At 58.6% G+C, this 14,174-nt stretch carries 11 protein-coding genes; 7 read left to right on the top strand and 4 right to left on the bottom strand.

Annotation, left to right across the window (positions count from 1 at the left end):
- Positions 1-24 precede the first annotated feature (24 nt).
- Positions 25-1,002, bottom strand: coding sequence for a thiamine pyrophosphate-dependent dehydrogenase E1 component subunit alpha (locus PSH81_RS10995; RefSeq protein ID WP_305392518.1), 978 nt, complete (start codon positions 1,000-1,002; stop codon positions 25-27).
- Between the two features lie 299 nt (positions 1,003-1,301).
- Between PSH81_RS10995 and PSH81_RS10990 the strand changes: the two genes are divergently transcribed.
- Complete coding sequence (locus tag PSH81_RS10990) at positions 1,302-3,152, top strand: sigma-54-dependent Fis family transcriptional regulator (RefSeq protein WP_305392517.1); 1,851 nt, start codon at positions 1,302-1,304, stop codon at positions 3,150-3,152.
- 67 nt (positions 3,153-3,219) lie between these two features.
- On the opposite strand, the gene PSH81_RS10985 is transcribed toward PSH81_RS10990, so the two are convergent.
- The gene (locus tag PSH81_RS10985) at positions 3,220-3,999 is read right to left on the bottom strand and encodes an acetoin reductase (RefSeq protein WP_192299759.1); all 780 of its coding nucleotides are present in this window, start codon (positions 3,997-3,999) and stop codon (positions 3,220-3,222) included.
- 193 nt (positions 4,000-4,192) lie between these two features.
- Between PSH81_RS10985 and PSH81_RS10980 the strand changes: the two genes are divergently transcribed.
- Complete coding sequence (locus PSH81_RS10980; protein WP_305392516.1) at positions 4,193-6,343, top strand: TonB-dependent siderophore receptor; 2,151 nt, start codon at positions 4,193-4,195, stop codon at positions 6,341-6,343.
- Positions 6,344-6,361: 18 nt separating this feature from the next.
- Here PSH81_RS10980 and PSH81_RS10975 read toward each other — a convergent pair whose 3' ends face one another.
- Complete coding sequence (locus PSH81_RS10975; protein ID WP_192299761.1) at positions 6,362-7,807, bottom strand: mechanosensitive ion channel family protein; 1,446 nt, start codon at positions 7,805-7,807, stop codon at positions 6,362-6,364.
- A gap of 283 nt (positions 7,808-8,090) precedes the next feature.
- Here PSH81_RS10975 and PSH81_RS10970 point away from each other — a divergent pair, with 283 nt between their 5' ends.
- Genes PSH81_RS10970 through solA form a run of 4 tightly spaced genes read left to right on the top strand, consistent with a single transcriptional unit; the run spans position 8,091 to position 11,936 of the window.
- A complete protein-coding gene (locus tag PSH81_RS10970) occupies positions 8,091-9,008 on the top strand; it encodes a pyrroline-5-carboxylate reductase (protein WP_305392515.1) in 918 nt (305 codons plus the stop codon).
- Positions 9,009-9,010: 2 nt separating this feature from the next.
- Complete coding sequence (locus PSH81_RS10965; protein ID WP_305392514.1) at positions 9,011-9,874, top strand: methyltransferase; 864 nt, start codon at positions 9,011-9,013, stop codon at positions 9,872-9,874.
- On the top strand, positions 9,871-10,782 hold the full coding sequence (locus tag PSH81_RS10960) for an EamA family transporter (RefSeq protein ID WP_305392513.1): 912 nt from the start codon (positions 9,871-9,873) through the stop codon (positions 10,780-10,782). Before PSH81_RS10965 ends, PSH81_RS10960 begins: the two co-directional genes overlap by 4 nt.
- A gap of 5 nt (positions 10,783-10,787) precedes the next feature.
- Positions 10,788-11,936 carry an N-methyl-L-tryptophan oxidase gene (gene solA / locus PSH81_RS10955; protein ID WP_305392767.1) on the top strand — a complete coding sequence of 383 codons (1,149 nt, stop codon included), beginning with the start codon at positions 10,788-10,790 and terminating at the stop codon, positions 11,934-11,936.
- 75 nt (positions 11,937-12,011) lie between these two features.
- Here the strand turns inward: solA and PSH81_RS10950 are convergent, their stop codons facing one another.
- The gene (locus PSH81_RS10950; RefSeq protein WP_305392512.1) at positions 12,012-12,872 is read right to left on the bottom strand and encodes a pirin family protein; all 861 of its coding nucleotides are present in this window, start codon (positions 12,870-12,872) and stop codon (positions 12,012-12,014) included.
- Positions 12,873-13,066: 194 nt separating this feature from the next.
- Between PSH81_RS10950 and PSH81_RS10945 the strand changes: the two genes are divergently transcribed.
- Positions 13,067-14,173 (top strand): efflux RND transporter periplasmic adaptor subunit, encoded by a 1,107-nt coding sequence (locus PSH81_RS10945; protein ID WP_226457169.1) that lies wholly within the window; start codon positions 13,067-13,069, stop codon positions 14,171-14,173.
- Position 14,174: the final 1 nt, after the last annotated feature.

Here is a 14,174-nt window from a genome sequence, read left to right as displayed (position 1 = left end):
GATTCTCTCCACGGATTATTGTTATTAGCGGTAGGCGACGTAGACATCACTGAGCAGGTCGGCGGCCTGGGGCTTGGGGTCGGACTTGGCGCGACGCACGGCGTCTTCGATCAGTTGCGCGACTTCGCCGTCGATGCGCTCCAATTGCGCTGCTTCCAGCCAGCCCTCGGCGGTGCAGCGTTGGCGGAACAGCGCCAGGCAGTCGGCGGTGTCGCGCAGGTTCTTCACTTCATCGGGGCCGCGATAGGTTTGCGCATCGCCTTCGAAGTGGCCGTAGAAGCGGCTCAGTTTCACTTCCACCAACGTTGGCCCCTCGCCCTTGCGCGCACGTTCGACGGCAACGCCGAGGGCGGCGTGCACGGCGAAAAAATCATTGCCATCGACAATCACCCCCGGCATGCCAAAGCCCACGGCACGCTCGGCGATGTCCTTGCACGCCACCGACCAACCAGAGCCGGTGGCCTCGGCATAACCGTTGTTTTCGGCAACGAACAGGCATGGCAACTTCATGATCGCGGCCAGGTTCATCGCTTCGAACACCGCGCCCTCGTTGGAGCCGCCGTCGCCAAAAAAGGCCACCGCCACGCCCTGGCTACCCTTGAGCTTGGACGCCAGCGCGGCACCGGCCGCCAGCGGCGCACCCGCGCCGACGATGCCGTTGGCGCCGAGCATGCCCTTCTCCTGGTCGGCAATGTGCATGGAGCCGCCCTTGCCGCCGCACACGCCGGTTTTCTTGCCGTAGATCTCGGCCATCATGCCGAACACGTCCACGCCCTTGGCGATGCAGTGACCGTGACCACGGTGGTTGGAGGCGATGCAATCTTCATCGTTGAGGTGGGCCATGACCCCGGCGGCACTGGCCTCCTGGCCGGCGTACAGGTGCACGAAACCGGGGATCTCGCCGGTGGCGAATTCCACGTGCAAGCGCTCTTCGAAATCACGGATGGTGCGCATCACGGTGTAGGCATGCAGCAATTGATCGGTGGACAGGTGAGTGGACATCTTGTTGTTCTCCAGGTTGTCTCGACACACAAAAGGCTGAGGGTATTCAGCTACAGGGCCTTCAGCACAGCCTGTGCCAAGGCGCGAAAAAACCTGGCAAAGCCTTGATCCAGAGCAGTTGTGGCGGTGCGGTAAGCCACCGCAGAATGAGACGGCAGATTGCACCGCGCAGCTCGCGTCTCAGGCTTGCTGAGACGCCGCGTCTCATCCCGGGCTGTTGGTCAGGCCGCGCTTGTCCGACCCGACGCATGCGCGCTTAATGGCGGGCATAACAACAAAGATCGAGAACCGGAGGCCTTATGCTCGCCGCGAACTCCAGGGAACACGTCGACTGCGTCAGTCGCGTGGTCCGCAATGCCGACCGCCTGCCCCAGGCGCCGGTGCCGTCGCTGATCTTCGATTCGTGGCGGCGCTCCATGGAACAACATCACCTCGACCCCGGTTCCTTGCAGGGGCCACGCATCCTCAGTGAACCCTTGCTCAAGGAATGCCGCGAGCGCGCCGAACTGTTCATGCGCATCGCCGCTGAAGCCGTCGGCCAACTGCACCACCGTGTGCGCCAGGCCGATTATTGCGTGATGCTCACCGACGCCCAGGGCCAGACCATCGACCACCGCGTGGACACTTCGATCCGCACCGACTGCCGCAAGGCCGGCCTGTACCTGGGCACCTGCTGGTCGGAAGCCGAAGAAGGCACCTGCGGCGTGGCCACGGTGCTGACCAGCAAGGCGGCGGTGACGGTGCACAAGCGCGATCACTTCCGCGCGGCCTTCATCGGCCTGACTTGCTCCGCCGCGCCGATCTTCGACCCCCAGGGCAACCTGCTCGGGGTCATGGACGCCTCGGCGCTGAAATCCCCGGATGACCGGCGCAGCCAGCACCTGGTGCGGCAGTTGGTGGCGCAAAGTGCCGAGGCCATCGAAAACGCCTTCTTCATGCACAGCGCCCGCGAGCATTGGGTGCTACAAGCCCACAGCACGCCGGGGTATGTGGACAGCCAGCCCGATCTGTTGCTGGCCTGGGACCGCGACGGGCGCCTGCACGCCTTGAACAGCAAGGCGCGCCAGGCGTTGCGGCGACGCTTTGGCCAAGTGCCGGAACATATCGGCGAGGTGTTTGACCTGGATGCATTGCGCGCCGTCAGCGAGCAATCAACCCAACAACTGCAGCTGCTGGGGGAACCGGGCGCGCTGCACGTTCGCATCAACGCGCCGCGGCGCAAACCGACACGGGCAGCGGTTGCCCCGCAGGTCGATGCGCGCGTGGAAGAACACCTGCGCCTGGCCGTACGGGTCAAGGACCGCAACCTGCCGGTGCTGGTGCAAGGCGAAACCGGCGCCGGCAAAGAGGTGTTCGCCCGCCAGTTGCATGAACGCAGCGCCCGGCGTCACGGGCCGTTCGTGGCGGTGAACTGCGCGGCGATTCCCGAGAACCTGATTGAAAGCGAGCTGTTTGGCTACGTCGCCGGGGCCTTCACCGGCGCATCCAGCAAGGGCATGCCGGGGCTGTTGGTGCAGGCCGACGGCGGCACCTTGTTCCTCGATGAAATCGGCGACATGCCCCTGGCGCTGCAAACGCGCCTGCTGCGGGTGATGGCCGAAGGCGAAGTGGCCCCACTGGGCGCGGCGAAAACCCGCGCGGTGGACATCCAGGTGATCTGCGCCAGCCACCGCGATCTGGCGGGGTTGGTGAGTGAGGGGCGCTTTCGTGAAGACCTGTACTTCCGCCTCGGCTGCGCGCGTTTCTGCCTGCCGCCCTTGCGTGAGCGTACCGACAAGCTGGCGTTGATCAATCGGTTGCTGGAGCAGCAAGCGCAGCCTGTGGGTATCGCCAGCACCGCGCTGGAGTTACTGCTGGGCTACGCCTGGCCGGGCAATGTGCGGCAACTGCGGCACGTGTTGGCGTATGCCTGCGCGGTGTGTGACGGCGACACGCTGCAAGTGACGGACCTGCCAGTGGAAGTGCGTGGGGAACAGGTGGCGGTGGGGGTTGAAGAAAGCGTCAGCCCGCAGCGCCAGTTGGTGCTCGATGCGTTGATCCGCCATCGCTGGAAGCCGCTGCCGACGGCGCAGGCGCTGGGGATCTCCAGGGCAACCCTGTATCGCCGAGTCAACCAGCTGGGTATCGACATGCCCAACAAAACCACCTGACACAATGGGATCAAAATGTGGGAGCTGGCTTGCCTGCTCCCACATTAGACCGAGCCCACCTAGAGGCTTAACGGTAGACCAGGCCGCCGTCGATCAATGGCGCCTGGCCGGTCATGTAATCCGCGTCCGGCCCAGCCAGGTAGGAGACCAACCCCGCGACATCCTCTGGCGTTTGCGCCCGGCCCAATGCAATGCCATCCACATACTTCTTGTACGTCGCCCCGACTTCGGCGCCAGTGATCTGCGCCATGCGCTTGTCGATCTCTACCCACATGTCCGTGCCCACTACGCCGGGGCAATACGCATTCACGGTAATCCCCGCGCTCGCCAGTTCCTTGGCCGCCGCCTGAGTCAGCGCACGCACCGCGAACTTGGTCGCCGAGTACACGCCCAGCAGCGCAAACCCTTCATGGCCTGCGATGGAACAGGCATTGATGATCTTGCCCTTTTGCTTGAGTGCCTTGAATTTCTTGCCGGCGGCCTGGATGCCCCACAGCACGCCCTGCACGTTGATGCCCAAGGTGCGCTCGACCTGCTCCGGGCTGACCTCCAGCAGCGAATCAATCTGCGCCACCCCAGCGTTGTTGACGATGATGTCAAAGCCTCCCAGGGTCTGGTGCGCGTGCTCCACCGCGGCCACCACTTGCTCAAGCTTGGACACGTCGGCGACGAATACCGACGCCTTGCGGCCCAGGCCCACGACTTCAGCGGCAACGGCTTCGAGCTTGGCGCCGTTGATGTCCACCAGGGCGATGTCGGCCCCGTCCTGTGCCAGGCGCAGGGCAATGGCCCGGCCGATGCCCTGCCCGGCGCCGGTGACCAGCGCAACTTTTCCAGCGATACCCATGACAATCTCCTGCAACAGTGAGAGAAGCCTTGTCTATCGCAGCTGTGCACGCCCGCTGTCGAGGTCCAGCTGGATCGGCGTGAGGGCTGAGACGGGTTGTCTCAAGCCGCGAATCATTCTCGAAGCCTTGTAAAAGTGTGCACTTATGCCTAGCTTATGCGCCCCCCGCCCCGCGCTTTAAGGCCCTGCCCCCATGGTTTTGCGTTTTCGTCCCGTCGTCACTTCACGTTTCGCCCTCGGCCTGCTGCTCAGTGGCGGCATCGGCAGCAGCCTCGCGGCCGAGCTGGAGCTGCCGGCGGTGAACGTTCTGGGCCAGGATGAAACCGGCTATCGCAGCGAAACCGCGTCGGTCAGCGGCTTCAGCGAAGCCGCTCTGCTCGATACGCCGGCGTCGATCGCGGTGATCAACGCGCAGTTGATCCAGGACCAGCAAGCACGCCTGCTCAGTGAGGTGTTGCGCAACGACGCGTCGGTGGGCGACAGCTACGCCCCCATCGGCTACTACGAAAACTTTGTGGTGCGCGGCTTCTCGCTGAACGCGGCGAGCAGCTACAAGATCAACGGGCGCACCATCACCGGCGAGCAGAACGTCGCCCTGGAAAACAAGCAGCAGGTCGAGGTGCTCAAGGGCCTGGCCGGTTTGCAGAGCGGCATTTCCGAGCCCAGCGGCGTGATCAACTACGTGACCAAGCGCCCGGAAGATGTGCGTTCGGTGACGGTGTCCACCGATGATCGCGGCAGCGGCTACATCGCCACCGACGTCGGCGGCTGGTTTGGCAGCGACAAGCAATTCGGCCTGCGTGCCAACGTCGCCCATGAAGACCTGCATTCCTATGTGGAACACGCCAATGGCCAGCGCGATTTCCTGTCCCTGGCCTTCGACTGGAACATCAGCCCCGACGCCGTGCTGCAACTGGACGCCGAATACCAGAACAAGCAACAGCGCTCGGTGCCGGGCTACCAGTTGCTCGGCGGCACTGAAGTGCCGAACGACGCCTCGCCGAAAAAACTGCTGGGGCACCAGAGCGGCTCGAAGCCGGTGGGGATCGATTCGCTGAACCTCAACGGCAAGTTCGAGTACCGCTTCAGTGATCAGTGGAAAGGCAACGTCAGCGCGGCGCGCAGCAAGGTGGTGATTGACGATTACAGCTCGTTTGCCTACGGCTGCTTCTACGTGACCGATTGCGGCACCGCAACCTTCGGCCCCACCGGCGACTACGACGTCTACGACTACCGCAGCCCCGACGACACCCGTCGTGACGACGAAGTGCAGGCGGCCATGACCGGGCTGTTCGACACCGCCAGCCTGGGCCATGAACTGACCTTCGGCACCAGCGCCTTTCGCCGGGTGATCGACAAGCGCAAGTCAGTGAACGAATACATCGGCAGCTCCAACATCAATGTGGATGCCCCGACCTTCACCCCCACCGACGTACCGCTGAACGACAAGCACCGGCGCCTCGACAGCCGCCAGTACGGCCTGTTCGTCACCGACCGCATTCGCCTGAACGAGCAATGGCAAACCATCCTCGGAGGCCGCGAAGTGCGCCTGGATGAAAAGGCGTTTGATGAGTTCGGCAACCAGCAACGCCACACCCAGACATACGAATTCCTGCCCCAGGCATCGTTGATCTACAAGCCGGTGGAAAACCTGTCGTTGTACACCAGCTACAGCAAGGGCCTGTCCCTGGGCGGTGAAGCGCCATGGACCACCATCAACGACGGCGAAACCCTGGCCCCCACCACCTCACGCCAGCTCGAAGCCGGGGTGAAATACGACTGGCGCCGCATCAGCTTCGCCGCCGCCGTGTTCCAGACCCGCCAGGCCTACCAGTACGCCAAGCCGGACGGCACGGGCGCGTTCAACTACGTGCAACAAGGCGAGCAGAAAAACACCGGGCTGGAGCTGTCGGCCAATGGCTGGGCCACCGAACGCCTGCAGATTTCCAGTAGCGTGGCGGCGATCCGTGCACGGGTCACCGGCAGCGGCACCCCGGCATACGAAGGCCATCAGGCGCTCAACGTGCCCAAGCTGCGCGCCAGCCTGTACGCCGACTACGCGCTGCCGTGGGTCAACGGCCTGGCGGTGCTCGGCGGCGTGCAGTACAGCGCGAAGAAGGCCGCCAACCGCGACGGCACGGTGGAAGTCGGCGATTACGCAGTGGTCAATGTGGGCAGCCGCTACACCACCAAGGTAGACGGCTATGAGACGGTGCTGCGCCTGAGCGTCGACAACCTGTTCGACAAGCGCTACTGGCGCGACGCAGGCGAGTACCTGGGCGATGACTACCTGTTCCAGGGTGCGCCACTGACCGCGCGCCTGAGTGCCACGGTGAACTTCTGATCGAACGCGAGCGCGGGCCTAGAGCCCGCGCTTTTTCAGCCACTGCAAGAAGCCCTTCTTCACCGGCACCACGGGTGTTTCCTGGGTCAGGGCCTGCGCCGCGTGCAGGCGGAAATCCAACAGCGCTTTCATCGCCTCGCTGATGTCATGCCGCGCATCCAGGCACGGCTTGAGGTATTCCTTCTCGATGCGGTACAGGGTGCAGAAGGTCTTCGCCGAAAAGTCCGCCAGCGCCGCCTGATCCGACAGGATTCCCGCCTCGCCAATCGCCTCGCCCGGCCCCATGCGCCCGGCTTCGAACTTGTGGCCGCCCTTGGTCAACATCACCGAGACCACGCCGGACTCGATGATGAACAGATGATCACTGACCTCCCCTGCCGCCAGAATCATCTCGCCGGTGCGATAGGTGTGCAGGGTCATGTTCTGACTGAAGGTGTCTTTTTCTTCCTGGCGCAGGGTCGAGAAAATCGACGAACGCTCCAACAGCGCCCGCGCCGCCGATGCAGTGGCTGGCGTGCTGCTTTCGGTGGCGGACAACAGGCTCACACCCGCCGATTGCAGGTGACGGAAAGCCAGGTCGTAAAGCTGGTTGCGTACCTCGCGCTTGAGGCTCATGGCCGGCACAAAGCCGCTGATTTCATACTCCACGCCCGCGCTGCCGCTGGTTTTGAACGCCACGCTGGGCGCCGGATTCGCCAGCAACGGTCGGCAGCCTTGCATCGCCCGCTCCAGGGCCTCAATCACCGTTTGCGGGCGTGCATGGGGGCTGACTTGCAGGCTGACCGCCAGGCCGAACATATCCGCCGGGCGCGAAAAGTTGATGATCTTGGCCTTGGCCGCCAGGGAATTGGGGATCACCGCCAGGCTGCCCTGGGAGGTTTGCAGGCGCGTGGCACGCCAATCGATGTCGGTGACACGGCCCTCGGTGCCGTCGATGGAGATCCAGTCATCCAGCTGGTAGGGCTTGGTGGTATTGAGCACGATCCCGGAAAACACGTCGCTCAAAGTACTTTGCAGCGCCAGGCCGACAATGATCGCCACCGCACCGGAGGTGGCCAGCACGCCCTTGACCGGCAGGTCGAGCACGTAGGCCAGAGCGGCGATGATCGCAATCAGGAAAATCACCGCGCCGAGCAGATCCTGCAACAACCGCCCGGTGTGACCGACCCGCTGCATCATCAACGCGCCAAGCAGCACCGTGAGCGTACGCGCCGCGAACAGCCACCAGCCGATCTGCAAGGCCGTCGCGGCCATGTGCAGTGCGGTGTTGTCGGCGTAGGGCGCAACCAGCATGGGGTTCATGCCATCGTTGAACAGCACGGCGCTGAACACCGCAAAAATCACCAGCCGCGCGGCGAGCTTCCAGTTGGCGAGGTCGGCGGAGATAAGACGCCAGACGGCGATGTCGATAAAGATCAGCCCCAGGGCACAGAGCATGGGGTGATCGGAGATAAATGAGGGCATCCAGGCGACTCCAGGGCGAATGGCGAGAAGATCGCATGAAATCGAGATGTGGGGTATAGCGCGGGGAAAAATGTGGGGCTAGGGTGCGACGTACCGACTTAGCCGTCCGATCATTGGACACTCAAGACTGCAAGCACATGATCGACTTATAAAAGGTCTCAGATTAGATACAGGAGCGATCTTTCGGAAAGTTCTGAAACTTGCTTCACTCTCGCAAACCTACCCAAACCGTCCAGCAAATAGTCATAGCCGTATCCGTTGCCAAAACTTAATTACACCAGAAATGGACTACACACCTTTAGGAAGCTCAAGGTTTGATGCCAGTCAAACTTTGGATGAATCTGAAAACATACAGGAGAGCAATACCCATCAGACAAACAGAGAACTCATGATGACCAAGACAACAATTGAGGTCACAATTATAGGCGCGGGCCATATGGGAAGCGCCATTGCACTTGGTTTGAAACGTTCAAGCCTTGACATATCGATAACGACTATTGACCCTGATGCTGCACGCAGGGATGAAATGACTAAAATGGGTGTCAATACAGTCGAAGGCCTGCCAAAACTTCTAAAGTCAGATTGTATAATCCTCGCAATTCCGCCTCAATCGTTCAAAGCGCTTTCAAAAAAAATATCGAAGCTTGAGAAAATTGACGGTGCAATAATATCAGTCATGGCCGGCATATCTACGCCCGAGCTCGCGGCCCAGCTCAATACAGTACAAGTCTGCAGAGCCATTCCGAACCTCGCATGCGCCATCAACCAAGGCTTGACCGCACTGACGTTCGCCCCTGAAGCAACAGAGAAAACCATCCGGCTGGCCGAGGTGATTTTTTCAAGCCTAGGGAAAGTCATGATGATAAAGGACGAAGCACTCATTGACTCCGCGACGGCTTTGATTGGCGGAGGCCCTGCATATATTTCCTATTTTGCGGCGGCCCTTATTGAGTATGCTGTTTTTGCCGGATTCAATAAAGAACAAGGTACCTCCATGACAATTCAGTCACTGCGGGGAACTACATCTCTTCTTGAAGCCAATCAATCACCACCAATGACACTTTGTGAAAAAGTCACAACACCTGAAGGAACAACAATGCAGGCGATAAATTTCTTTAACCATCAGAAACTTCGAGAAATTATTGTCTGCGGGTTAAAACAGGCTAGAGAGCGCTCAACAGCACTAGGCCAAGGAGACTGAAAATGCAAGGATTGATTGATCACGGAATAGCGAGCTACCACCTAACCCACGAACCCCCGAGCACATTGAAAAGCACATATAAATTATACTTCGGCCTAGGTCAATGTTTGATACTAACTGATACCCCCGACGTTTTCAAAGTAAGTTTGGCAGGTGTCAGACTGGGCCATTACCTGGTGCAGTCATTGAGCTCTGGAGCACTCAATAGCAGTTTTTTGGATATGGGTACGGGGAGTGGTGTTCATGCGTTATTGGTACGCCAACTTGGCAATAAAGACATCACGGCCAGCGACATTTCCGCGAGATCAATTGAACAGGCAAAAATCAACGAACACTTAAACTTCAAGGACAGTAAAATATCTTTTTTTGCAAGCGACCTTTTCGCCAACCTCCCTGAAAGAAAATACCAAACGATCGTATTCAACCCCCCCGGCTGGCGAACGCCCTCTCGCTCACTCGTTCAACGGTTGGAAACAAAAAATCAGACCGCACAATTGCCGATCCACGCGATGTTCTACGGTGACGCGGTCATCATGCGTTTCCTTGAAGATCTCCCGAGACATCTAGAGCCTACGGGAACAGCGATCGTCGGTCTCAACTCGCTGATAGGGATACGTGATGTATTAGAACGATACAACCGCAGACATAACAACAACCCGCCTCTACTGCACAAACTTGTTGAGCGCCACACACTCCCACTTAACCACTACTCGAATCAGTGGCAAACACTAAGTGAACACTTGAAAAAAGAATTCGAAAACTGGGAAAGGCAAAACAAGGCCGCGTACTCCATTGACAACAACGGAAATATCTTTTGGTCATATGAAATCATTCAATTTACTCATAACCCGAAACACCCATCATGAACTCGCCACAAGAAAACATTAATCGTCAAGTACTACCGATCACTCTATCGGTGCTCGCAAACCTCATCCTAGGATCATCATCACTTTACTGGCGAGCGCTTGGCGACGTAACCCCCACAACCTTAGTCGTTTACAGAATAATACTCTCCGCACTTGTCCTCAGTATTTGTATTTTAGTTTTTCGCCCCCCTCACCCGCTAAACATCTTGAGGCCAAGAACAGTTCTTCGACATTTCTTTGCGTCACTCTTCATTGCCGCAAACTGGGCCACATTTATCTGGTCATCTATCAATGGATATATTCTGGAAACGGGGCTTGGCTATTTACTGGCTCCTTTCATTTCAATCGCACTAGGCATCGTAATTTATCAAGAGCCGATCAGCACACAAAAAACAGCATCCCTCCTGACCACACTTGGCTGCATCGCACTATTTATTTCACTAACGGAAAATATAAACCACTCGACCTACCTATTGATAGCCATAACATGGGGACTTTATACATACATAAAAAAATCCACCCCACTAACCGCTGCAAATGGATTATTTATTGAAACCGTGCTTTTAACACTCTGCTTACCGCCAGCTTTTTTACTTTTCAATCTCACTATTCCATACCCCCACGAACTACCCCCACAGTCATCAAATATAATCTGGCTGGCTGGCGCTGTTTCCACAGTTCCCCTATTCATGTTTTCTTACGCGACTGGAAAAATACCACTTTCACTCACTGGCGCCCTGCAACTCACACTACCACTTACACTCATAACGATATCACTCACTTCCGAAAAACAAAACATGCCGACAACCTCCCTGATTACTCTAATCACGACAATAATTATTCTGGGGGCACTTATCACATACGACACAATAGCCTCCCGACAACCAAAAAAGAGGAGCCGCACGTGAAACACATGCTTGATTTAATCGTTGTGGGACTTGGAATAATGGGCGCAGCCACTCTGTGGAGAGCCGCGCCAAAATGCACTAGCGCTCTAGGCATTGACGCTTCTGGCCCCACACATCGTTACGGTTCCTCACAAGGGGGGTCAAGAATCTTCCGACGCGCTTACTGGGAGGGCGAAAAATACCTCCCGCTACTTAATCATGCCAACTTGCTTTGGCACGAACTAGAAAAGCAGATAGGGCACCAAATTCTATTTGATACAGGAGGAGTTTTCATTGGCCCGACCTCTAGCAGCGTCGTGGCCGGAAGTATAAAAACTGCAATTCAAGGAAATATTGAGCACGAGATCTGGACATCATCAACAGCTAGGGCGCGCTTACCTGCATTTGATTTTCGGAATAACATCCGTGTGGTATACGAGCCGGGTGCGTATGCGATTTCAGCTAGCGACGCTAGACTGGGAATGTTGAACGAAGCCGTAAGACAGGGCGCGATGATTGAATTTGGTGACAGCGTCGTAAAAATCGAAAATCATGATGCCGGCATACGAGTAACAACAAAAAACGGACGCACACATCATGCAAAATCGATAGTTTTAACTACGGGACCATGGATCACCAACAACTTTCTACCGGAGCTCAACAATCGCATTGAACCACGTCGAATTCCGGTTTATTGGTTCAAGCCAAACATGGGCTTTGAGAAGCTATTCTCTAAAGAACACTTCCCTGTCTTCCTCTATGAACGTAACGACGGAGCTATTCTCTACGGTGTCCCTTCTATCATCAGTAATGAGCCCGGTGTAAAAATCGGCTTTCACAATCGACAACAAGACCCAGCCATTCCTGACTGGAAGAATGTTCCAGTCCAGCAGCAGTATATAGCCGAGATCTCCGATATTGTTAAAACCCTATTCCCGAAACTTGAGCATTTGCCAGCACAAGCAAAGAACTGCTTCTATACAATGAGCCCGGATGAGTCTTTTCTGATCGAAAACTCTAAAACACTGACGGCAACTTATTTCGCATCTGCCTGCTCAGGACATGGATATAAATTCGCACCATCAATCGGCGATGCGTTGGCCAACATGGCTGTCGGCCAACAACCCTGTCTTTCTCTATCAGAGTTCTCATCCGATCGTTTCAACATCGCATAACTTTTGAACGCTGATTAAGGGGCTGCCCTTTTAGCATGGACTTGCCCACAACAGTTATGCGATAGGTTATCAGCCCTACATCCGCCCAAACCGACCCGAGTGGAAATCCTCAAACGCCTGATGAATTTCCTGCTCAGTATTCATCACAAACGGGCCATGCCCTACGATCGGTTCGTCAATCGGTTCTCCACTGAGCAACAACACCTTGGCATCGTCATTGGCCTCCAGGCTGATTTGGCGGCCATCGCGCTCAAACAATACCAACTGCCCCTGGCGTGCGACGTTTTCGCCGTTGACCAGCACCGTACCGCGCAGGATCACCAGCGCGCTGTTGCGCCCGACGTGCAGGTCCAGGGTCACTGGTTTACCTGCATTGAGGCGCAAGTCCCACACATCAATCGGCGTAAAGGTCCGCGCCGGGCCTTTGGCCCCGGCGAATTCCCCGGCGATCAAGCGCAGCTGCCCGGCGTCATCCGCCAATGGCAGCAGCGGAATATCCGTGTCGACGATGGTCTGGTAACCCGCGTCGGCCATTTTGTCCTTGGCGGGCAAGTTGACCCACAGTTGCACCATCTCCAGCGCGCCGCCTTTACGGGCGAAGGCTTCGGAGTGGAATTCTTCGTGGATGATGCCTTTGGCGGCCGTCATCCATTGCACATCGCCCGGGCCGATGATGCCGCCGGCGCCGGTGGAGTCGCGGTGTTCGACTTCGCCGTCGTAGACGATGGTCACGGTTTCGAAGCCGCGATGGGGGTGTTGGCCTACGCCGCGACGCTCAGTGGTCGGGGTGAAATCCACCGGGCCAGCGTGGTCCAGTAACAGGAATGGGCTGATGTGTTTGCCCAGGTTGTCGTAGGAAAACAGCGTGCGCACCGGAAAACCGTCGCCGACCCAATGGCCGCGTGGACTGGTGTAGATGCCGATGAGTTTTTTCATGGTGTTCCTCCAAAGTGGATACACCTTAAATCCGGTAGCAATTGAGCGCTAGACGGCAAAAACAACCTTTACTGTCCTACTGGCGGAACGATAACCCCACTTCCACAGAGGACTGGACCAATTAATATTTCGAGCATAATATTTGTCGAAATATTACGCCCGTAATTTACAGCGACAATCCCCCGGAGCCCGCCATGAACTCTCCTCCCCTGCGCCCTCTCACCGCCCTGGCCCTGCTGATCGTGCTCAGCGGCTGCAACAGCCAGGCCGACACTGCCGCCCAAGTTCCCCAGCCCCGTCCGGTGCTCGCGGCCAAAGTCGAAGCCGCCAGCACTCAGCAAAGCGCCTACACCGGCGTGGTTGCGGCGCGGACGGAAAGCGACCTGGGCTTCCGGGTCAGCGGCAAGGTCATCGAGCGCAAAGTCGATCCCGGCCAACACGTGTCCCGTGGCGACACCCTGCTGGTGCTGGACATCGGCGACTTCGATCTGGCCCTGCGCTCGGCCAGGAACCGCGTCAACGCCGCCCAGGCCCAACTGCGCCAACGCCGTGACGATGCCAACCGCTACCAGCGCCTGGCCACCACTGGCGCGGTGTCGCGGCAGATCTTCGACCAAGCGGCGACCAACCTGCGCGTCGCCGAAGCCGAGTTGGCGTCGGCCCAATCCGACGCCAGCCAGATCGAGAACCGCCGCACCTACTCCGTGCTCAAGGCCGATGGCGACGGCATCCTCACCGACGTGCGGGTCGACCGCGGCCAAGTGGTCGCCGAAGGTCAGATCGTCGCACGCCTGGCCCACGACGGCGCCCGTGAAGCCATCGTCAACCTGCCGGAAAACAGGCGTGACCAAGCCTCCCAGCGCGCCCTGGCGTTCCCCTTCGGCGCGCCAGACCAGGCGGTCACCGCCACCCTGCGCGAGCTGTCCGCGAGTGCCGACCCGGCCACCCGCACCTACCGCGCCCGCTACGTGCTGCATGGCACCGTCGATCGTTTCGCCCTCGGCTCGACGATCACCCTGCGCCTGCAAGGCAACGACCAGGCCGTGCAAACCCGCGTGCCCATCGGCGCCTTGCACGACGCCGGGCAAGGCACCGGCGTGTGGCTGATCGGCGCGGACGACAGCGTCAGCTTCGCCCCGGTCAACGTTGTCAGTCTCGGCCAGGAAGACGCCCTGCTCGACAGCGGCGTGGCCCCTGGCCAACTCATCGTCGCCCTCGGCGCCCACCTGCTGCACAGCGGTGATGCGGTGCGCCTGCTACCCGCCCAGGCACTGGCCCTCAACCACAAAAGGGACCACTGAG

Source organism: Pseudomonas sp. FP2335 (assembly GCF_030687535.1).
GTDB lineage: Bacteria > Pseudomonadota > Gammaproteobacteria > Pseudomonadales > Pseudomonadaceae > Aquipseudomonas.
The sequence above is the reverse complement of the archived record's forward strand: the minus strand, read 5'-3'. Positions and strand labels throughout refer to the sequence as shown.

What these genes read in the sequence shown, in the direction of transcription:
- PSH81_RS10995 (WP_305392518.1), bottom strand. Translation starts at nt 1,002, where the DNA reads ATGTCCACTCACCTGTCCACCGATCAATTGCTGCATGCCTACACCGTG.
- PSH81_RS10990 (WP_305392517.1), top strand. Translation starts at nt 1,302, where the DNA reads ATGCTCGCCGCGAACTCCAGGGAACACGTCGACTGCGTCAGTCGCGTG.
- PSH81_RS10985 (WP_192299759.1), bottom strand. Translation starts at nt 3,999, where the DNA reads ATGGGTATCGCTGGAAAAGTTGCGCTGGTCACCGGCGCCGGGCAGGGC.
- PSH81_RS10980 (WP_305392516.1), top strand. Translation starts at nt 4,193, where the DNA reads ATGGTTTTGCGTTTTCGTCCCGTCGTCACTTCACGTTTCGCCCTCGGC.
- PSH81_RS10975 (WP_192299761.1), bottom strand. Translation starts at nt 7,807, where the DNA reads ATGCCCTCATTTATCTCCGATCACCCCATGCTCTGTGCCCTGGGGCTG.
- PSH81_RS10970 (WP_305392515.1), top strand. Translation starts at nt 8,091, where the DNA reads ATGGACTACACACCTTTAGGAAGCTCAAGGTTTGATGCCAGTCAAACT.
- PSH81_RS10965 (WP_305392514.1), top strand. Translation starts at nt 9,011, where the DNA reads ATGCAAGGATTGATTGATCACGGAATAGCGAGCTACCACCTAACCCAC.
- PSH81_RS10960 (WP_305392513.1), top strand. Translation starts at nt 9,871, where the DNA reads ATGAACTCGCCACAAGAAAACATTAATCGTCAAGTACTACCGATCACT.
- solA (WP_305392767.1), top strand. Translation starts at nt 10,788, where the DNA reads ATGCTTGATTTAATCGTTGTGGGACTTGGAATAATGGGCGCAGCCACT.
- PSH81_RS10950 (WP_305392512.1), bottom strand. Translation starts at nt 12,872, where the DNA reads ATGAAAAAACTCATCGGCATCTACACCAGTCCACGCGGCCATTGGGTC.
- PSH81_RS10945 (WP_226457169.1), top strand. Translation starts at nt 13,067, where the DNA reads ATGAACTCTCCTCCCCTGCGCCCTCTCACCGCCCTGGCCCTGCTGATC.